An 18,086-nucleotide genomic window follows, 5' to 3' on the forward strand; every position below is an offset into this window, starting at 1 on the left:
AAAGGTTTGAAAGTTGAATATACCCTTTAAAAAAAGATTTTCCACCACGGAGAGCACGGGGTGAAAAACTATAGTCAACACTGAAAATAAGTCGCCATGCCCGTCCAGCAATAACTGTGGTATTAACTCCGGATGACACCCAGGAAATCTTTTTAAAATTAATGGATTCACGCTTTCGAGGGAATTACAAAAAAAGATGCCAAATTATATAAATTCATAGGCTTTCGTTTCTCCGTGCCCTCCGTGCTCTCCGTGGTGAATTGTATTTTGATTTTGAGTATCCCTAACTCTCTTTCTTCTCAAACCGGTATCTAAACGATCTCATGCTTAAACCCAGTAATTTTGCGGCCTTTTGTTTTGACCCATTACACATCTCCATGGCCTTTTGCAGGTAGGATTTTTCTATTTCAGCCAAAACAGAATCGAGATTTATCCCCTCCGGAGTTAAATCAGATTGTCTTCTTTGCTTTGCTGCGTCCATGTCACGATGAAAATCAGACAGGGTCAGGCTTTCAGGAAGAATAATATTCGAGGTTTCAAGAGCTACGCTTCTTTCTATGATATTTTCGAGTTCCCTGACATTACCGGGGAAGGAATAGTTCTTAAGGAGGTCAATGGCATATGCAGATATCTTTTTGATATCCTTACCAAGCTCTTTTGAAAAATTTTCAAGAAAGAAGCGGCATAATATCTCAAGGTCACCCTCTCGTTTACGCAAAGGCGGCATTACAATCTGGATTACATTAAGCCTGAAAAAGAGGTCCTCGCGAAACCGGTTCTCAACCACTTCCCTTTCAAGGGTCTTATTGGTTGCCGATATAAAGCGTACATCCACCCTTTTTTCTTCTGTGCCGCCTACAGAGGTGAATGTCCTTTCCTGTATTACCCTCAGGAGCTTAACCTGAATAGCAGGTGTCAATTCTCCGACTTCGTCAAGAAAGACTGTCCCTCCATCTGCCACCTCAAACAGGCCTACCTTATCGTTATTAGCCCCTGTAAATGCCCCTTTTTTATAGCCAAACAGTTCACTCTCTATTAAACTTTCCGGTATGCCGGAGCAGTTTATTGCAACAAAGGGTTTATCCTTACGCGGGCTCTGATTATGTATGGCCCGTGCAGCCAGCTCCTTTCCTGTACCGCTTTCACCTGTAATGAGTATGTTACTCTTTGTGCCTGCAACACGCTCAATGAGGTCATACACCTTTTTCATCTGTGGGCTTTCCCCTATAATACAATCAAAATGATAGGTATACCCGGAGTCTACATGATCAATAACCTTTTCTGATGTATTTGTTCTTCTTGCTGCAAGAGTGTCTTTAACAATCTTTTTAAACTCTTTTACCTTGAATGGCTTGGGGATGTAGTCATAGGCGCCCTCTTTCATGGCCTCTACGGCTGTATCAGCGGTCGCAAAGGCAGAGATCATAACAACCATTGTCTCAGGGTTTTTTGCCTTGGCCTTTCTTAACACATCAAGGCCATTTAAACCCTTCATGCGGATATCGGTCACAATAAGGTCAAAATTAGTACTATCAATCGCACTGCACCCTGTCTCCCCATTATCAGCAAGGGTTACATTATACCCCTCTCCGGTCAAAAGGATCTCAAGGAACTCCCTCATGCTCCTGTCATCATCAACAACAAGGATATTTGGCGTCTCTTGACCAGACAATCTTACCCTCTACCATTGTAAATATATTTCTACCTTTAAGAGTTACCCCTATAAAAGGGGTGTTCCTGCTTTTTGACAGGATATCATCCTTTTGTAAGACATACTTCTCATCCATATCAAATACTGCCAGATCAGCCTTTACACCCTCTTTTATTATGCCTCCCTGTACCCCAAGTATTGTTGCGGGTTGAAGAGACAACTTTTTTATCATCTGAGGCAGGGTAAGCACCCCTTCCCTTACCAGATTCAGGCAAAGAGGAAGGGCTGTTTCAAGCCCTATAATACCGAATGCTGCCTGATCAAACTCCACCTCCTTTGCAAGCATATGGTGCGGGGCATGGTCTGTTGCTATTACATCAATAACACCATCTTTTAGCCCCTTTTTAATCGCCTGCACATCTGCCGGTGTCCGCAATGGAGGGTTAATCTTGGCGTTAGTGTTATAACCTTCTACAGCAGAATGGTCGAGCGTAAAATAGTGAGGGGCAGTTTCAGCGGTAACAGGTATACCCTTTTCTTTGGCCAGCCTTATGGCATGTACGCTACCCTCTGTGCTTACATGGGCTATATGAACCGGGCAACCTGTAAATTCCGCCAGTGATATATCCCTTTTTATCATGATCTCTTCACTTATCGATGGTATGCCTTTAATGCCTATCCTCGCGGATATACTGCCTTCATGCATATGCCCGCCATTTGAGAGCTCAGTATCTTCACAGTGAGAAATAACAGTTAGTTTATGGTACTGTGCATATTCAAGGGCCCTCCGCATGATCTCACTGTTTTTAACGGGTGAGCCGTCATCAGAGATGCCAACTGCCCCAGCCTTTTTAAGTTCGCCAAACTCTGTAAGGTTTAAGCCGTTTCTTCCTACTGTAATGGAAGCAACCGGATAGACCCTTACAATACCCATCTTTTTAGCCTGGCTTAAAATAAACTCTGTTACAGTGCTGTTATCATTAGCAGGCTCTGTGTTGGGCATACATGCAATTCCGGTGAATCCCCCTGCTGCTGCGGCAAGGCACCCGCTTTCTATGGTCTCCTTGTATTCTGCGCCCGGTTCCCTGAGGTGTACATGCATATCTATCAGCCCCGGAGCAATATACCTGCCTGATAGATCAATGCATTGAACATCTTCCTGTTTATATGACAGCGCCCCTCTATCAAAAACACCTTTAATATATCCGCCATCAATAAGAATATCTTTCTGTTCAATGATGAGACTTTCTGTATTGATTAATTCACCATTAATTAGCAGCTTCTTCACTTCGCGCCCCTCCAAGCAACAGGTAAAGCAAGGCCATTCTTATGGCAACGCCATTAGAGACCTGATCAAGGATAACAGAACAGGGGCTGTCACCGATCTGCGGTGAAAGCTCAACACCCCAGTTTACAGGGCCGGGATGCATTAGTATTGCGCCCTCTTTGGCCCTGCACAGTGTTTTTTCACTTATCCCAAAAAAATTAGAATATTCCTTTGTGCTCGGGAAGAGTGACTTGCTCTGTCTCTCAAGCTGAACCCTTAAGGCCATTATCACATCCTTGTTTATAAAAGCTTCAGCGGGATTATTAACTACCTCAACCCCTAATTCCCTCACATCATGAGGGATCATTGTTGGGGGCCCGGATATTGTAACCTCTGCCCCCATCTTTGTAAGCCCTATAATATTTGACCTTGCCACACGGCTATGTGATATATCTCCAATTATGGCAACCTTGAGACCATCGATTCGCCCCTTTTTTTCCTTTATTGTATATAGATCAAGCAATGCCTGTGAAGGATGTTCATGTGCGCCATCACCTGCATTAATTATGGATGCTGATATTTTATCTGCAAGGAGATGCGGCGCCCCGCTTGACGAATGTCTCAACACAATAATATCAGGATTCATCGCCTGAAGATTTTTTGCAGTATCTATAAGTGTCTCACCTTTTACCATACTGCTTCCGGAGGATGACAGGCTGAATGTATCTGCGCTCAGCCGTTTTGCAGCAATCTCAAAGGAGGTTTTTGTCCGGGTGCTTGGTTCATGGAAAAAAAGAACAACTGTTTTTCCCCTGAGTGTTGGCACCTTTTTAATATCCCTTGTGGAGATCTCTTTAAATGATTCTGCTGTTTGAAGAATAAGATTGATATCACTGACAGATAACTGACCCATGCCTAACAGATTTTTATGATTAAACAGGCTCATATAGCTCCGTGAAAAAAAACCTCCTTACCGTGTAACCGGTAAGGAGGTTTTTCCCAATTTTGGACAAGTAAGTTTGCCATTTGCTTTTATATATTAAGTGTTTTTGAAATCCAGGTATCCTAGCAAATGAGCTCTAATTGGTCAAGCACTCAAACTGTAAATATTCAGACTTTATTTTTTTTATCCTGTAAATATCTTTTAACTGCTTATTTTAAAGTGATATTATTTTGTGCCATCTTCAGAAGTTATATCCTTTTTTGCAGCCTTTTTTGCCATTTCATCAGAATTAAGTAATTGAACAATAGAGACAGCCGCAGCATCACCATGCCTGAAACCGTTTTTTATTATCCTTAGATACCCGCCCTGTCTGTTCAGATACCCGTTCTTTATGTCGTCAAAAAGTTTATGGGTAATAGTTTTTTCACTCATATAGGATATTGCGAGCCTTCTTGAGTGCAGATCGCCCTTTTTGGCAAGTGTAATAAGCTTTTCAGCTATTGGTTTCAGTTCCTTTGCCTTAGCATCTGTTGTTTCAATCTTTCCATATTTGAAAAGAGATGTAACCATATTTCGGTACATTGCCTTTCTATGGCTTGAGTTACGTCCAAGTCTTCTACCGCTATTTTGATGCCTCATTTTTAATCTTCCTTTTCGCTTTCATCTTCATCATCTGCAATCTCAGGGGCTGCTGATGGAAATCTATCAATCTTCATGCCCAATCCTAATCCCATTTCTGAAAGTATGGCCTTGATCTCGTTAAGGGATTTCCTGCCAAAGTTTTTAGTTTTGAGCATCTCTGCTTCGGTCTTCTGTACCAGCTCCCCGATCATGGTTATCTCAGCATTTTTCAGACAGTTCGCAGACCTGACAGACAATTCAAGCTCTGAAACCGGCCTGAAAAGATTTTCATTAAGCTTGTCGCTCTCTTCCTCTTCCTCTATTTCATCAGGCTCTGCCTCTTCTTCAAAATTTATAAAGGGCGTCATCTGCTCTTTAAGTATCTTGGCAGAGTATGAGAGTGCATCTTCAGGTAATACGCTGCCATCTGTAAATATCTCTATGGTCAGCCTGTCATAATCTGTTTTCTGACCCACCCTGGCATTCGAAATGATATAATTCACCTTCTTTATGGGTGAAAAGCTGGCGTCAATAAGTATTTCACCGATTTCATTATTGGACGCGGAGTCTTTTTCAGCCGGTACATAACCCTTACCCATCTTGACAACCATCTCCATATTGAGTTTTCCTTTTTTACTCAATGTGGCTATCTGTTTTTCCGGATTCAGGATCTCCACCTCTTCATTTTGGCTGATATCCCCTGCTGTAACGACTCCTTCCCCATCTACAGACAGGCTAAGCACCGCTTCTTCAACATCTATCAACCTTAGATTGATCTCCTTAAGGTTCAGGATGATTTCAGTAACATCCTCGATAACCCCCGGTATAGAGGAAAACTCATGAACGACATTATCAAATTTAACCGAAACTATCGCTGCACCCTGCAATGAGGATAGTAAAATACGCCTCAGGGCGTTTCCGATAGTTATACCAAAACCCCTTTCAAGTGGTTCACATACAAATTTACCGTAAAAAGCAGATCTTGTTTCAGACTCTATTTCAATGCTTTTCGGTTTAATCAATTCACGCCAGTTTCTTGCTTTAAGATCTCCCAAAAAAGTACCTCCACTATGATACATGAGATTTTATTAAAGGATTAAAATCAACTCCTATTTGGAATACAACTCAACTATAAGCTGTTCCTGCATAGGCATAGTCAGGTCTTCCCTGTTGGGAATAGCCGTCAGAGTGCCACGATATTTATCTTTATCAAGATCGATCCAGGCAGGAATTCCTCTGCGAACTACTGTCTCCAACGAATCAAGAATGACCTTCGACTTTCTGCTTTTTTCCTTTACCTCAATACAATCTCCTTTAGAGACCTGAAATGAAGGAATATTTATCTTTTGGCCATTAACTGTAAAATGATTCTGTCTAACCAGTTGCCTTGCCTGACTCCTTGAAGATGCAAAACCCATCCTGTAAATAACATTATCAATCCTGCATTCAAGAAAAAGCAGAAGATTTGTACCAGTGATACCTTTTTGCCTTTCAGCATTATAATAGTATTTTCTAAACTGCCTTTCCAGAACGCCGTATATTCTTTTAACTTTTTGCTTTTCTCTAAGCTGCAGCTGATAGTCGGAAACCTTGCCTCCCCGTCTCTGGCCATGCTGACCGGGCGCATATGGTCTTCTTTCAAAGGCGCATTTATCACTGTAGCAGCGATCCCCCTTTAGAAAGAGTTTGAGATTCTCTCTTCTGCACAACCTACATGATGAATCTGTATATCTGGCCAATCCTAGCCTCCTAATCTATTGATCAAAAATTTCTTATCTTAATATCATCTATCAATAAAAATGAATAACTTTCAAACCCATTGTTGACAAATCAAACCCATTCGATCTGATTTGTATTGATAAATGAGATATTTATACCCTTCTTCTCTTTGGAGGGCGACACCCGTTATGAGGTATCGGGGTAACATCTCTTATTATGCTTACTGTAAAACCCTCAACCTGCAAAGCGCGTAATGCTGCTTCTCTGCCTACTCCAGGACCTTTTACCCTTACTTCAGCAGTTTTAAGCCCCTGTTCCATTGCGGCCTTTAATGCACCCTGAGCAGCCATCTGGGCTGCGTATGGTGTGCTCTTTTTTGACCCCTTGAAACCGTGCCTTCCAGCAGTGGAATCTGATATAACATTACCTTCAGTGTCAGTAATGGTGATTATCGTATTATTAAAGGTGGAGCAAATATGCACTATACCGTTAGGTACTGATTTTTTTTCCTTCTTTATCTTTTTCCCTTTATTTACACGTTTTGCCATAGTTGTAAACTGATCTCCTTATTTTTTCCTTTTGCCCATTATTGATTTGCTGGGGCCTTTTCTGGTCCTTGCATTCGTGCTTGTCCTTTGACCTCTTACCGGTAAACCCCTTCTGTGCCTAATACCGCGATACAGACCCAAGTCCATTAATCTCTTGATATTCATGGAGACATCGCGTCTCAAATCACCTTCAACCTTATGTTTTTCATCAATAATACTTCTTATATCCGAGATCTGGTTTTCAGTTAGATCATCAGCCTTCGTATCATAATCAATACCGCACTCATTAAGTATTTTTTGAGAACCGCTTCTTCCTATCCCAAAAATATAGGTAAGCGCAATCTCGATTCTTTTATTCTTCGGTAAATCTACCCCTGCAATTCTTGCCAAGTTATTTCTCCTTTTATGATATGAAATAAACCATATTATCGACGCAACAAGTTAGCCCTGTCTCTGTTTATGTCTGGGGTTTTCACAGATAACTCTCAAAACACCCTTGCGTTTAATTATCTTGCACTTGCTACACATTTTTTTAACTGATGCTCTTACTTTCATGATAAATAATTCTCCTGAATAATCCTGCAACCTATCTGTGTTTACCAATTCCTTTTTTCATGAATCCTTCGTAATGTCTCATCATCATATGCGATTCAATCTGATTGGCGGTATCCATAGCGACTCCTACCACAATAAGCAGGGATGTTCCACCAAAATAATAGGGCATGTTTGCCTTATACATCAATATCTGAGGAAGTATACACACTAAAGATATATAAATCGCTCCCCCTAGTGTTAACCTGGTCATTACCTTATCAATATATTCGGCAGTGTTTTTGCCTGGCCTGATACCCGGTATAAAGCCACCCTGTTTCTTCATGTTTTCGGCTATATCCATAGGATTATAATTTACGGCTGTATAGAAATAGCAGAAAAATATTATAAAGAGCACATAGATTACATTATAAATAACATGTCCGGGGTTCATTGAATTTGTTATAGCTTGTAACCACGGTATATTGTTAACATCAACAAAATTTGAAACCATAAGAGGAAATGAGAGTATAGAAGAGGCAAATATTGGAGGTATAACTCCTGCTGCATTTATCTTTAATGGTAAATGGGTGCTCTGCCCACCATACATGCGCCTGCCAACTACCCTTTTAGCATATTGCACAGGAATTCTTCTCTGGCCTCTCTCCATAAACACAACAAATGCGGTAACTGCAACCATTACAATTATAATTATCGCCATAAGGAAAATGCTTATCTGCCCTGCGCTCATGAGGCTTATAACCCTGTAAAAAGCGGGCCAGAACCCTGCTACTATGCCAGAAAAAATTATGAGTGAGATGCCGTTTCCTATTCCTCTTTCAGTAATCTGCTCACCAAGCCACATTAGAAACGACGTCCCTGCAGTGAGTGTAATGATTGTAAGTAATCTGAATCCCCATCCACCCGATGCAACAATCATGGCGCCACCAGGAGCGCTCATTCTTTCAAGACTGATTGCTATACCAAACCCTTGGATTATGCTCAATATAACAGTTCCATAACGCGTATACTGGGTTATCTTTTTTCTTCCCTGTTCACCTTCCTTGCGCAGTTTTTCAAGATGAGGAACAACCACTGCAAGAAGCTGTAAAATGATAGAAGAGGTTATATAGGGCATTATTCCCAATGCCATAACAGACGCCCTGCTTAAAGCCCCGCCGGAAAACATATCTATAAGGGCGAAAGGATTTCCCTGAATAGAGTTAAATAATTCAGTTAGAGCTTCACCGTTAATACCGGGGGTAGGCAGAATACAGCCCAGTCTATACACAATTAGCATTAGCAATGTGAAGATAAGCCTTTTTTTCAGCTCTGGAATTTTAGGAATATTTTGTATACTGCCTAGCAAGGTTAGTATTCTCCAAAAAAATTATGGTCTGATAAACTCGATCTTTCCGCCAGCGGCTTCGATCTTTTTAATAGCTTCCTTACTCGCCATGTCCACTTTTATCTCAACAGGGTGATTCAAGTCTCCATTGCCGAGAAGCTTTATCCCATTTTTTGCGCCCTTATACAGTCCCAGCTCTTTCAATTTTTCCTGATCTATTGATACACCAGCTTCACACCTGTTAAGATCACGGATGTTGATGATATCATACACCTTCTTAAAATGATTTGTGAATCCTCTTTTTGGCAGCCTTCTATGTAAAGGCATCTGACCGCCTTCAAATGCCGGCCCAACGCTGGCGCCTGATCTGGCCTTTTGTCCCTTATGCCCTTTACATGATGTTTTTCCATGGCCTGAGCCTGGTCCTCTACCAACCCTTTTTTTACTTTTCCTTGAGCCTTCTGCGGGGGAAAGATCATTTAACTTCATCATTATCTCCCAATGATTATATTTCAACCTTTACCATGTATAATACCTTTTCTATCATTCCTCTGATAGGAGCAGTATTATTCAGGCAAACGGTTCTATTCAATTTTGTTAATCCCAGACCTTTTAATGTTTCCCTGATTCTTTTATTTTTTCCAATACCACTTTTAACCAGGGTTAATTTTATTTTATCAGCCATAATAAAATCTCGTTCTTTATAATTAAGTTAACATTTCCTGAAGAGTCTTACTCCTTCTGGATGCAATTTCTTCAGGTGTCCTCAGAGTGCAAAGCCCTTTAATTGTCGCCCTTACAAGATTATGCGGATTATTTGAACCCAGGCATTTTGAAAGAATATTCTGAATGCCAACAGCTTCAAGTACAGCCCTTACAGCCCCGCCTGCAATAACACCTGTTCCTGGGCCGGCTGGTTTAATAAGTACACGACCAGCTCCCCATTTACCGATGGCCTCGTGCGGTATGGTGCCGTCCTTTATGCTGACAGCCTTCATGCTCTTTCTAGCCTTTTCTACCCCTTTTCTAATAGCCTCGGGGACCTCATTGGCCTTTCCAAGACCAAATCCAATAAGGCCTTTTCCATCACCAACAATTACTATTGCGCTAAAACTGAATCTACGTCCACCCTTTACAACCTTGGCAACCCTGCTTATATGGACGACTTTTTCAATGAATTCATTCCCGCTTTCTTCTTTAAACAATGCCTGTCTCCTTGATTGCTGACTTAATAATTTAGAAATCCCTTTAAAACCTAGAATTCCAGACCGCCTTCTCTAGCTGCTTCAGCAAGTGATTTTACTCGTCCATGATACAGAAACCCGTTTCTGTCAAAGACTACCTTTTTAATGCCTTTTTCAAGGGCTTTCTGTGCGATCAATTTACCTATCATTGAAGCGCCTTCAATGTTTCCACCCTTTCCTGTCATTGTATCTCTTACCTCCTTCGATATAGAGGAGATCTGAACAAGGGTATTGAAACTTGTATCATCAATAATCTGTGCGTATATATTTTTTGCACTCCTGAACACTGAAAGCCTCGGACGTTCGGCTGTACCCGTTACTTTATTCCTTAAGCGCTTTTTTCTTTTTTCTCTTGATTCTGCTCTTCTTACTATTGCCATTTTATAATCCTGTTAATAATAATCCGTTCTAATCTCTGGATCCGGACTTTCCAGCTTTTCTTTGAATTACTTCCGCCGCATACTTGATACCCTTTCCTTTATAGGGTTCAGGCCTTCTGAAACCCCTGATCTTTGCGGCGGTCTCACCAAGAAGCTCATTATCAATTCCGCTTAGTGTAATCTTGGACTTATCAATAGTTGCATCTATTCCATTGGGAAGCTCATAAACAACAGGGTGCGAATAACCCAGATTGAATGTAGCCTTTCTCCCTGAAACCTCTGCCTTGTACCCTACCCCAACTATTTCAAGTATCCGTTCAAACCCCTTTGATACACCCTTTACCATATTTGCTACCAAAGCCCTGAACAGACCATGACAAGCATTGCACTCTTTTGAATCATCCTTGGCAGTTATCAAAAGTGTATCATTTTCGATATTCAAACTGACATTGGGGTTAATCTGCCTTTTAAGCTCACCTTTAGGCCCCTTGACAGTAATCATGTCATCTTTAATATCGATTTTAACATCCTTAGGGATTTGAATAGGCATTTTGCCTATGCGTGACATTTATTACCTCCAGTTAATAGATCATAATACGATAGATAAAACACGAAATCACCATATCGAACAGATGATTTCTCCGCCAACACCAATCTCCCTGGCCTGTTTATCCGTAATTATGCCTTTCGAAGTAGATAGAATATTTATTCCAAAACCGTTTAATATCTTTGGAATATTGTCTCTTTTAGCATAAATTCTGCACCCGGGTTTGCTCACCCTTTTTAGGCCATCTATTGTGGGCACACCTTTTTCATCGTATTTAAAATAAATCTTGATGATTCCCTGCTTCTTATCATCCAATAATTTAAAATTCTTGATGAAACCTTCCGATTTAAGCACCTTGGCGATATTAATCTTCATCCTGGAACCCGGAATGTCTACTGAATTATATGATGCCATTATTGCATTCCTGATTCTCGTCAGCATATCGGCGATCGGATCTGTCATTCCCATGAAAATAACTCCTTGTTCTATTTAACCTTCTACTTTTTTATAAGTTTTCAATCGATATATTACAGGAAAACCCTGTCTAAAAATGCTACCAACTGGACTTAATTACACCGGGAATAACCCCACTCAGTGCCATATTTCTAAAACAAATTCTACACAGACCGAATTTTCTTAAAAATGCCCTGGGCCTGCCACATATAGGGCAACGGGTGTATGTTCTAGTAGAAAACTTCTGATTTCTCTTAGCTTTTGCTATAAGGGACTTTTTTGCCAAGTCATCCTCCCTTTTAATTCCTAAATGGCATTCCTAAGGATCTTAATAAAAACATACCCTCTTCATCCGTTCTGCCTGATGTAACGATGGTAATATTAAGACCCTTAACCTTATCAATTTTATCATATTCTATCTCAGGGAAAATAATGTGCTCTTTTATCCCTACGGAGCAGTTTGCCCTGCCATCAAATGACTTATTTGGCAGACCACGAAAGTCTCGTACTCGCGGGAGAGTTACATTAAATAGCTTATCAAGAAAATCATACATCCTATCACGTCTTAAGGTGACCGAGCATCCTATAGGCATACCTTCACGTAATTTAAAACCTGCGATAGATTTTTTTGCTTTTCTGATAACAGCCTTTTGCCCTGCTATTAATGAGAGTTCTTCAGCGGCCTTATCAAGCACCTTAATATTGAATATAGCCTCACCCATGCCCATGTTTAATACAACTTTTTTTATTTTAGGCACAGCCATTGCGCTTGTATATCCGAACTCTTTAATTAAAGCTGGAACTACTTCATTGTTATACTTATCTTTCAGCCTGGACAACTGTTACTCCTGTTTCTAAATTACCCTGTAAATGTTGTTATATTCAAGGGGTTAAAACCCATTAACTCTAATCACCCAGAATTTCACCACATTTTTTGCATACCCTGACCTTTGAACCATCATCCAGAATACGCTTTCCAACCCTGGTCGGCTCAGCACATTTGTTGCAGATAATCTTTAAATTTGAAATATGAATAGGGGCCTCCTTTTCAACAATACCGCCCTGAGCATTCTTAGCATTGGGTTTGGTATGCCTCTTTACCAGATTTATCTTCTCAACAAAAACACGATCTGCATCCTTATCCACAGTCAGAACGTTACCGATCTTTCCCTTTTCTTTTCCTGTAAGGACTATTACCTTATCATTCTTTTTTATTACGGGATGTTTCTTAAGCACTTACATACTCCATAAGATTAATTTAAAGTACTTCTGGGGCAAGAGAAATTATCTTCATAAATTTCTTAGCCCTCAATTCTCTGGCTACTGGGCCGAAAATACGAGTACCTATTGGTTCATTCTGAGCGTTGATCAATACAGCTGAGTTTTCATCAAATTTAATATGAGACCCATCCGGACGACGTATCTCTTTGGCTGTCCGAACAATAACTGCCCTCATAACGCTTCCCTTGCTGACTTTTGAATTCGGGATTGCCTCTTTTACAGATACAATAATTATATCTCCAATAGAAGCATATCTTCTCTTGGACCCGCCTAATACCTTTATACAGGCTACCAGTTTTGCACCGGAATTATCAGCAACCTTTAGTTTTGTTTCTGTTTGAATCATTTTAATTACTCCTGGACCAGATCATTAATGACTTCTGGGGCTGACATCTGGCTTTTTTCAACTATCTCAACAAGATGCCATCTTTTCAGTCTACTGATCGGTCTTGATTCAATTATTCGTACCCTGTCCCCTTCCTGACAGATATTTTTGGGATCATGAACAAGATATTTTGTCTGCCTGCGTATAAATTTATTATATGTGCTGTGCTTTTTTAGCCTGCTAACCATAACAACAATGGTCTTATCCATCTTTGTTCCAACCACAACACCTGTTAATTTTCTTCTAATCCCACGCTCTTTCATAACTGCCTCACTGCGTTCTCATTATTTTTTCTTTTCATTAAGAATAGTTTTAACTCTTGCCAATTCTTTTCTAGTCTTACCTATACTGGCGGTATTGGCCAGTTGACCGGTGGCCTTCTGAAACCGCAGGTTAAATATATCTAGTCGCATGGATGATTCTTTTTCAATCAATTCCTGGTGTTCTATTTCTCTTAACTCTTTAGCTTTCATTTTCATCCCCTGCTAACAAATCTGGTTCCAAAAGGCAATTTATGTGCGGCAAGACGGAAGGCCTCTGCCGCAATGCTTTCGCCAACGCCTTCCATCTCATACAATATCCTTCCGGGTTTCACAATGGCAACCCATTTGTCCGTTGGACCTTTCCCTTTTCCCATTCTGGTTTCAAGAGGTTTTTTGGTAATTGGTTTATCGGGAAAAACCCTGATCCATATTTTTCCACCGCGTTTTACGTGCCTTGTTATAGCAATACGTGCGGATTCGATCTGTTGTGCTGACATCCGCCCACATTCTGTTGCCTGAAGACCAAATTCACCAAACTCAAGTGTGCTTCCTTTGGCCTTTCCATTCATCCTGCCTTTTTGTCTTTTTCTATATTTTAATTTTTTTGGACTAAGCATTTATTAATCCTTTTTATCCGGTAAAATCTCACCATTAAATATGGTCACTTTTATACCTATAATACCATACGTGGTAAGGGCTTCAGCAAAACCGTAATCTATATCAGCCCTGATCGTATGAAGTGGAACGCGTCCTTTTCTGTACCATTCTCTTCTGGCCATTTCAGCGCCACCCAGTCTGCCACTGCAGTAAATCTTTATACCCTGAACGCCAAACCTCAGAGCAGAGGTAACACTCTTTTTCATAGCCCTTCTAAAAGAAACCCTTCGCACCAACTGCAATGCGATATTTTCTGCGAGAAGCTGTGCATCAACTTCAGGCTTTCTAACCTCCTGAATATCAATAAAGAACTCACGGTTTATTATCTTAGTAAGATCCTTTGTAAGATTCTGAATCTCAGAACCCTTTCTGCCGATAACGAGCCCGGGTCGCGCAGTATGTATCTTTAGTTTAACCTTGTTGGCAGCCCTTTCTATCTCAATCTTTGATATGCCTGCCTGTTGCAGCTTCTTTTTTAGAAACTTTCTGATACAGTAATCTTCGTAAACAAAACAGCTGTAGTCTTTACTGGAAAACCATTTTGAAGCCCATTCCTTATTTATTCCGAGTCTGAAACCGATAGGGTTTACTTTTTGTCCCAATCTTTACCTCCGCCTGTTGGCACTAATCGTTACTTATCAAAAGACTATTTATCATTAAGGACAACCGTCAAATGACTTGTCCTTTTCAAAATTCTTGTTGCCCGCCCGCTAGCCCTTGGTATAATCCTTTTTAACATAGGGCCTTCATCTGCAAATATACTTTTTACATAAAGTTTATCAACATCCACATCAGACATCTGTTGTGCATTTGCCACCGCAGAATTGATCAGCTTCAAGACGAAAAGTGCGCCCTTCTGAGGGGCAAACTTCAGCATATTTACAGCATCCTCTACACGTTTTCCCCTTACCTGGTCAATAACCAGGCGCACCTTGCGTGGAGAGATCCTAATATATCTTGCTACGGCACTTGATTCCATTATTTACCACCCTTTACTTTTGTTTTTTTGTCTCCAGCATGCCCAAAAAATGTCCTGGTAAGGGAAAATTCGCCAAGCTTGTGCCCAACCATATCTTCTGTAACAAAGACGGGGATAAATTTCTTGCCATTATGTACCGCAAAGGTAAGGCCTACAAATTCGGGCAAAATCGTTGATCTGCGCGACCAGGTCTTTATAATATTTCTGCTCCCGGTTTCCTGCGCCTGTGTTGCCTTTTTTAGCAAGTGATCATCAACAAATGGTCCTTTTTTTAATGATCTTGACAAAACTATTCCTCCATTTAAGTAAAAAGAGATTAACTTTATTTATTTCTCTTTTTAATAATCATTTTATTGCTAGACTTTCTTACCCTTGTCTTATAACCCTTTGTTGGAACACCCCACGGTGTAACAGGATGTCTTCCACCGGATGATTTTCCTTCACCGCCGCCATGCGGATGATCTACAGGGTTCATAGCAACACCCCTTACATGAGGCATTCTACCTTTCCATCTTGATCTTCCTGCCTTACCAAGGCTTATTCCCATATAGCCTGAATTCCCAACCTGGCCAAGGGTAGCCCTGCATTCAACGGCAATCATCCTTACTTCACCAGAGGGAAGTTTAACCTGTGCATACTTTCCCTCTTTTGCCATCAACTGGGCATATGTTCCGGCACTTCGAACAATCTGACCACCATGGCCCGGTTTCAATTCAATATTATGTATCGAACTACCGAGTGGAATGTCGCTGAGTTTCAGGGTATTACCCGGTGTAATCTCCGAACCCAGACCAGAGGTAATCATATCTCCAACTTTTATGCCGCCGGCAGCGATAATATACCGCTTTTCACCATCTGCGTAGTTCAGGAGAGCAATATTACTTGACCTGTTAGGATCATATTCAATAGTGGCCACCTTTGCTGGGATTCCATCTTTATTTCTTTTAAAATCAATAATCCGGTAACGTCTTTTGTGCCCGCCACCCCTGAAACGAGAGGTAATTCGACCATAACAGTTACGCCCACTATTTTTTTTGAGTGTTTTTACCAGACTTCTTTCCGGTTTATCAGTAGTGATCTCTTCAAAATCGCTGTTTTTAAAAAATCTTCTTCCCGGTGAGGTCGGTTTATGACTCTTTATAGCCATCTATATCTCCAAATAATCCTTTTCTATTCTGAAATAATATTCTAGCGCTTACCTATGTTACTGCTATAAACCATCAAAAAATTCAATATTTTCCCCTGGTGCAAGTTTTATAATAGCCTTTTTCCAGTCAGACTTTTTCCCGATATTTTTCCCAACTCTACGAGTCTTGCCTTTCATATTCAGTGTATTAACATCCAGCACCTTTTTTTTGAACAACAATTCGGTTGCTTTTTTAATTTCTATTTTGTTTGCACGAGGGTCAACCTTAAGAACAATCTGATTGAATGATTCCTTCTGCATTGTTGCTTTTTCGGCGATATGCGGTTCCTTGATCACACTATAAATATCCATTATGAAATCAATGCCTCCTCAATCTTTTCAATAGAAGGTCTGACAAGAAAAAGATGATCGTGGTTCAGGATATCGTATACATTAATCCCCTCCTGCCTGATAATCTTGATTCCTGGGACATTTCTTGATGATTTTTCAAGATTTATATTTTTAGAATCAGTTACAATCAATGCCTTTTTTGTTTTGAAATTATTTATAACCTTTACAAAATCTTTGGTCTTAATTTCCGGCATATTAAAGTCATCAACAACAATAAGCTGTTTTGTATTGTATTTGTCGCTCAGGGCCATTGAAATGGCAGCCTTTCTGATCTTCTTGGAGACCTTGTTTATATATAGCCTCTGAACAGGGCCAAATGCAATACCCCCGCCACGTCTGGTTGGAGATTGAGGAGTCCCTATCCTCGCCCTGCCTGTGCCCTTCTGTCGCCAAAGTTTGGTTCTCGACCCGTTAACCTCTGATCGGGTCTTTACAGAAGAGGTACCTGCCCGTTTTTTATTAAGCTGGCTGACAACTACCTGATGAAGAATATCTTTTCTGACATCTACGCCAAAGATTCTTTCATTCAGTTCTATCTCAGCTGTCTTTTCCGCGTTTAGATTATGTACATCGATTACTATCATTTTTGCTTATCACTTCTTTAATAATCTACAATCTGCAGATTTCAATTATCGAATTATCACTACCTGGTAACGGTCCTTTTATTGCTATAAGGTTAATATCAGGTCTTACATCAAGCACCTTTAAATTTTTTACTGTGATTCTTTCGAAACCAAACCTTCCGGGAAGTTTCCTTCCTTTGACAACCCTGCCAGGTGTTGTACTGTTACCAATGGACCCAGGCACTCTATGGGATCTTGAACCATGAGTCCATCTTCCACCGCCAAACCCCCATCGTTTTACAACACCGGTAAATCCACGTCCTATACTCTTTCCGGAAACAGTAACCATGTCGCCAATCTGAAAGATATCTGCTGTAATTTCCTGACCGAGTTCATATTCCTTGGCATCCTTAACTCTGATCTCCTTGAGAAATTGAAAATATTTATTACCAGCAGCCTTTTGATGGCCTTTTAAAGGTTTATTGACCCTGCTCTCTTTCTTTTCTTCAAAACCAACCTGAATAGCCTCATAACCATCTTTATCAATGGTCTTTTTCTGAATAACAATACATGGGCCGGCTTGTACCAGTGTTACAGGCACACTCTTTCCTTCATCAAGAAAGTAGCGTGTCATGCCGAGTTTCTTACCAAATATCCTGTTGCCCATTTAACTCTCCAACCCTTTAGTTCGCTTATAATTTAATCTCTACGTCAACTCCGCCAGATAAATCCAACTTCATCAAGGCGTCGACTGTTTGCTGTGTAGGCTCCAGGATATCCAGAAGTCTTTTATGCGTTCTTATTTCAAACTGTTCTCTTGCCTTTTTGTTCACATGTGGAGACCTCAAAACACAATATCTGTTAATCACAGTAGGAAGAGGTATAGGGCCGGCTATTTTGGCGCCAGTCTCCCTGACTGTATCAACAATTTCCAAAGCAGACTGATCCAGCAATTTATGGTCATATGCCTTTAGACGAATCCTGATTTTCTGGTTTGCTAACGATTTTTCTATCATTTTATTCCCTGAAATACCTTCCCTATGCTATTCGATGATTTCGCTGACAACGCCGGCACCTACTGTGCGGCCTCCCTCACGAATAGCAAAGCGAAGTTCCTTCTCCATTGCTATCGGGGTTATCAGTGCCCCAACCATCGCCACATTATCTCC

Annotated in this window: 32 protein-coding genes; all 32 read right to left on the reverse strand. The window is 40.7% G+C overall.

All coding sequences use genetic code 11. From position 1 onward, the window contains the following. Positions 1-283: 283 nt before the first annotated feature. Positions 284-1,672, reverse strand: coding sequence for a sigma-54-dependent Fis family transcriptional regulator (locus tag GX654_21590; GenBank protein ID NLD39456.1), 1,389 nt, complete (start codon positions 1,670-1,672; stop codon positions 284-286). Beyond that, on the reverse strand, positions 1,635-2,939 hold the full coding sequence (locus GX654_21595; protein ID NLD39457.1) for a dihydroorotase: 1,305 nt from the start codon (positions 2,937-2,939) through the stop codon (positions 1,635-1,637). The genes GX654_21590 and GX654_21595 overlap by 38 nt, the downstream gene beginning before the upstream one ends. After that, the gene (locus GX654_21600) at positions 2,920-3,864 is read right to left on the reverse strand and encodes an aspartate carbamoyltransferase catalytic subunit (GenBank protein NLD39458.1); all 945 of its coding nucleotides are present in this window, start codon (positions 3,862-3,864) and stop codon (positions 2,920-2,922) included. Before GX654_21600 ends, GX654_21595 begins: the two co-directional genes overlap by 20 nt. Before the next feature lie 222 nt (positions 3,865-4,086). Then, the gene (gene rplQ / locus GX654_21605; protein ID NLD39459.1) at positions 4,087-4,500 is read right to left on the reverse strand and encodes a 50S ribosomal protein L17; all 414 of its coding nucleotides are present in this window, start codon (positions 4,498-4,500) and stop codon (positions 4,087-4,089) included. A gap of 2 nt (positions 4,501-4,502) precedes the next feature. Continuing rightward, positions 4,503-5,561 carry a DNA-directed RNA polymerase subunit alpha gene (locus tag GX654_21610; GenBank protein NLD39460.1) on the reverse strand — a complete coding sequence of 353 codons (1,059 nt, stop codon included), beginning with the start codon at positions 5,559-5,561 and terminating at the stop codon, positions 4,503-4,505. A gap of 30 nt (positions 5,562-5,591) precedes the next feature. Next, complete coding sequence (gene rpsD / locus GX654_21615) at positions 5,592-6,221, reverse strand: 30S ribosomal protein S4 (protein ID NLD39461.1); 630 nt, start codon at positions 6,219-6,221, stop codon at positions 5,592-5,594. Between the two features lie 132 nt (positions 6,222-6,353). Then, positions 6,354-6,749 (reverse strand): 30S ribosomal protein S11, encoded by a 396-nt coding sequence (gene rpsK / locus GX654_21620; GenBank protein ID NLD39462.1) that lies wholly within the window; start codon positions 6,747-6,749, stop codon positions 6,354-6,356. A gap of 18 nt (positions 6,750-6,767) precedes the next feature. Beyond that, positions 6,768-7,139, reverse strand: a complete 372-nt coding sequence (gene rpsM, locus GX654_21625) for a 30S ribosomal protein S13 (protein ID NLD39463.1) — start codon at positions 7,137-7,139, stop codon at positions 6,768-6,770. Positions 7,140-7,190: 51 nt separating this feature from the next. Next, the gene (gene rpmJ / locus GX654_21630) at positions 7,191-7,304 is read right to left on the reverse strand and encodes a 50S ribosomal protein L36 (GenBank protein ID NLD39464.1); all 114 of its coding nucleotides are present in this window, start codon (positions 7,302-7,304) and stop codon (positions 7,191-7,193) included. Positions 7,305-7,335: 31 nt separating this feature from the next. Beyond that, positions 7,336-8,649 (reverse strand): preprotein translocase subunit SecY, encoded by a 1,314-nt coding sequence (gene secY / locus GX654_21635; GenBank protein NLD39465.1) that lies wholly within the window; start codon positions 8,647-8,649, stop codon positions 7,336-7,338. 21 nt (positions 8,650-8,670) lie between these two features. Then, complete coding sequence (rplO, locus tag GX654_21640; GenBank protein ID NLD39466.1) at positions 8,671-9,117, reverse strand: 50S ribosomal protein L15; 447 nt, start codon at positions 9,115-9,117, stop codon at positions 8,671-8,673. Between the two features lie 16 nt (positions 9,118-9,133). Next, the gene (gene rpmD, locus GX654_21645; GenBank protein ID NLD39467.1) at positions 9,134-9,313 is read right to left on the reverse strand and encodes a 50S ribosomal protein L30; all 180 of its coding nucleotides are present in this window, start codon (positions 9,311-9,313) and stop codon (positions 9,134-9,136) included. A gap of 22 nt (positions 9,314-9,335) precedes the next feature. Beyond that, positions 9,336-9,833, reverse strand: coding sequence for a 30S ribosomal protein S5 (rpsE, locus tag GX654_21650; GenBank protein ID NLD39468.1), 498 nt, complete (start codon positions 9,831-9,833; stop codon positions 9,336-9,338). A gap of 50 nt (positions 9,834-9,883) precedes the next feature. Continuing rightward, positions 9,884-10,246, reverse strand: a complete 363-nt coding sequence (locus GX654_21655; protein NLD39469.1) for a 50S ribosomal protein L18 — start codon at positions 10,244-10,246, stop codon at positions 9,884-9,886. Between the two features lie 34 nt (positions 10,247-10,280). Continuing rightward, on the reverse strand, positions 10,281-10,820 hold the full coding sequence (gene rplF, locus GX654_21660; GenBank protein NLD39470.1) for a 50S ribosomal protein L6: 540 nt from the start codon (positions 10,818-10,820) through the stop codon (positions 10,281-10,283). A 48-nt stretch (positions 10,821-10,868) separates the two neighbouring features. Further along, positions 10,869-11,267 (reverse strand): 30S ribosomal protein S8, encoded by a 399-nt coding sequence (rpsH, locus tag GX654_21665; GenBank protein ID NLD39471.1) that lies wholly within the window; start codon positions 11,265-11,267, stop codon positions 10,869-10,871. Positions 11,268-11,352: 85 nt separating this feature from the next. Next, complete coding sequence (locus GX654_21670) at positions 11,353-11,538, reverse strand: type Z 30S ribosomal protein S14 (protein NLD39472.1); 186 nt, start codon at positions 11,536-11,538, stop codon at positions 11,353-11,355. 13 nt (positions 11,539-11,551) lie between these two features. After that, on the reverse strand, positions 11,552-12,091 hold the full coding sequence (gene rplE / locus GX654_21675) for a 50S ribosomal protein L5 (protein NLD39473.1): 540 nt from the start codon (positions 12,089-12,091) through the stop codon (positions 11,552-11,554). A gap of 67 nt (positions 12,092-12,158) precedes the next feature. Next, the gene (locus GX654_21680; protein ID NLD39474.1) at positions 12,159-12,488 is read right to left on the reverse strand and encodes a 50S ribosomal protein L24; all 330 of its coding nucleotides are present in this window, start codon (positions 12,486-12,488) and stop codon (positions 12,159-12,161) included. A 22-nt stretch (positions 12,489-12,510) separates the two neighbouring features. Further along, positions 12,511-12,879 carry a 50S ribosomal protein L14 gene (rplN, locus tag GX654_21685; protein ID NLD39475.1) on the reverse strand — a complete coding sequence of 123 codons (369 nt, stop codon included), beginning with the start codon at positions 12,877-12,879 and terminating at the stop codon, positions 12,511-12,513. A 5-nt stretch (positions 12,880-12,884) separates the two neighbouring features. Continuing rightward, positions 12,885-13,181 (reverse strand): 30S ribosomal protein S17, encoded by a 297-nt coding sequence (gene rpsQ, locus GX654_21690; protein ID NLD39476.1) that lies wholly within the window; start codon positions 13,179-13,181, stop codon positions 12,885-12,887. Between the two features lie 21 nt (positions 13,182-13,202). Then, positions 13,203-13,391, reverse strand: a complete 189-nt coding sequence (rpmC, locus tag GX654_21695) for a 50S ribosomal protein L29 (protein ID NLD39477.1) — start codon at positions 13,389-13,391, stop codon at positions 13,203-13,205. Between the two features lie 2 nt (positions 13,392-13,393). Further along, on the reverse strand, positions 13,394-13,798 hold the full coding sequence (gene rplP / locus GX654_21700; protein NLD39478.1) for a 50S ribosomal protein L16: 405 nt from the start codon (positions 13,796-13,798) through the stop codon (positions 13,394-13,396). Between the two features lie 3 nt (positions 13,799-13,801). Further along, complete coding sequence (gene rpsC, locus GX654_21705) at positions 13,802-14,440, reverse strand: 30S ribosomal protein S3 (protein ID NLD39479.1); 639 nt, start codon at positions 14,438-14,440, stop codon at positions 13,802-13,804. A gap of 44 nt (positions 14,441-14,484) precedes the next feature. Further along, positions 14,485-14,817 (reverse strand): 50S ribosomal protein L22, encoded by a 333-nt coding sequence (gene rplV / locus GX654_21710; protein NLD39480.1) that lies wholly within the window; start codon positions 14,815-14,817, stop codon positions 14,485-14,487. After that, on the reverse strand, positions 14,817-15,104 hold the full coding sequence (gene rpsS / locus GX654_21715) for a 30S ribosomal protein S19 (protein ID NLD39481.1): 288 nt from the start codon (positions 15,102-15,104) through the stop codon (positions 14,817-14,819). Before rpsS ends, rplV begins: the two co-directional genes overlap by 1 nt. Before the next feature lie 35 nt (positions 15,105-15,139). Next, positions 15,140-15,964: a 50S ribosomal protein L2 gene (gene rplB, locus GX654_21720; protein NLD39482.1), complete on the reverse strand. Its 825-nt coding sequence runs from the start codon at positions 15,962-15,964 to the stop codon at positions 15,140-15,142. Positions 15,965-16,027: 63 nt separating this feature from the next. Next, on the reverse strand, positions 16,028-16,315 hold the full coding sequence (rplW, locus tag GX654_21725; protein ID NLD39483.1) for a 50S ribosomal protein L23: 288 nt from the start codon (positions 16,313-16,315) through the stop codon (positions 16,028-16,030). Further along, complete coding sequence (gene rplD, locus GX654_21730; protein NLD39484.1) at positions 16,315-16,938, reverse strand: 50S ribosomal protein L4; 624 nt, start codon at positions 16,936-16,938, stop codon at positions 16,315-16,317. The genes rplW and rplD overlap by 1 nt, the downstream gene beginning before the upstream one ends. 25 nt (positions 16,939-16,963) lie before the next feature. Further along, entirely contained in the window at positions 16,964-17,584 is a 621-nt protein-coding gene (gene rplC / locus GX654_21735) for a 50S ribosomal protein L3 (protein ID NLD39485.1), read from the reverse strand. Positions 17,585-17,609: 25 nt separating this feature from the next. Continuing rightward, on the reverse strand, positions 17,610-17,933 hold the full coding sequence (gene rpsJ, locus GX654_21740; protein ID NLD39486.1) for a 30S ribosomal protein S10: 324 nt from the start codon (positions 17,931-17,933) through the stop codon (positions 17,610-17,612). Between the two features lie 27 nt (positions 17,934-17,960). Beyond that, the coding region (tuf, locus tag GX654_21745) for an elongation factor Tu (protein NLD39487.1) at positions 17,961-18,086 on the reverse strand (126 nt) is incomplete at its 5' end.

Source organism: Desulfatiglans sp. (assembly GCA_012513605.1).
Taxonomy (GTDB): Bacteria; Desulfobacterota; DSM-4660; order Desulfatiglandales; family HGW-15; genus JAAZBV01.

Bases quoted from the DNA above. Each gene is read 5' to 3' on its own strand.
- GX654_21600 (NLD39458.1), bottom strand. From the start codon at position 3,864: ATGAGCCTGTTTAATCATAAAAATCTGTTAGGCATGGGTCAGTTATCT.
- rplQ (NLD39459.1), bottom strand. From the start codon at position 4,500: ATGAGGCATCAAAATAGCGGTAGAAGACTTGGACGTAACTCAAGCCAT.
- GX654_21610 (NLD39460.1), bottom strand. From the start codon at position 5,561: ATGTATCATAGTGGAGGTACTTTTTTGGGAGATCTTAAAGCAAGAAAC.
- rpsK (NLD39462.1), bottom strand. From the start codon at position 6,749: ATGGCAAAACGTGTAAATAAAGGGAAAAAGATAAAGAAGGAAAAAAAA.
- rpmJ (NLD39464.1), bottom strand. From the start codon at position 7,304: ATGAAAGTAAGAGCATCAGTTAAAAAAATGTGTAGCAAGTGCAAGATA.
- rplO (NLD39466.1), bottom strand. From the start codon at position 9,117: ATGAAGTTAAATGATCTTTCCCCCGCAGAAGGCTCAAGGAAAAGTAAA.
- rpmD (NLD39467.1), bottom strand. From the start codon at position 9,313: ATGGCTGATAAAATAAAATTAACCCTGGTTAAAAGTGGTATTGGAAAA.
- rplF (NLD39470.1), bottom strand. From the start codon at position 10,820: ATGTCACGCATAGGCAAAATGCCTATTCAAATCCCTAAGGATGTTAAA.
- rpsH (NLD39471.1), bottom strand. From the start codon at position 11,267: ATGGGAATGACAGATCCGATCGCCGATATGCTGACGAGAATCAGGAAT.
- rplN (NLD39475.1), bottom strand. From the start codon at position 12,879: ATGATTCAAACAGAAACAAAACTAAAGGTTGCTGATAATTCCGGTGCA.
- rpsQ (NLD39476.1), bottom strand. From the start codon at position 13,181: ATGAAAGAGCGTGGGATTAGAAGAAAATTAACAGGTGTTGTGGTTGGA.
- rpmC (NLD39477.1), bottom strand. From the start codon at position 13,391: ATGAAAGCTAAAGAGTTAAGAGAAATAGAACACCAGGAATTGATTGAA.
- rplP (NLD39478.1), bottom strand. From the start codon at position 13,798: ATGCTTAGTCCAAAAAAATTAAAATATAGAAAAAGACAAAAAGGCAGG.
- rplV (NLD39480.1), bottom strand. From the start codon at position 14,817: ATGGAATCAAGTGCCGTAGCAAGATATATTAGGATCTCTCCACGCAAG.
- rplB (NLD39482.1), bottom strand. From the start codon at position 15,964: ATGGCTATAAAGAGTCATAAACCGACCTCACCGGGAAGAAGATTTTTT.
- rplW (NLD39483.1), bottom strand. From the start codon at position 16,315: ATGGATATTTATAGTGTGATCAAGGAACCGCATATCGCCGAAAAAGCA.
- rplD (NLD39484.1), bottom strand. From the start codon at position 16,938: ATGATAGTAATCGATGTACATAATCTAAACGCGGAAAAGACAGCTGAG.
- rplC (NLD39485.1), bottom strand. From the start codon at position 17,584: ATGGGCAACAGGATATTTGGTAAGAAACTCGGCATGACACGCTACTTT.
- rpsJ (NLD39486.1), bottom strand. From the start codon at position 17,933: ATGATAGAAAAATCGTTAGCAAACCAGAAAATCAGGATTCGTCTAAAG.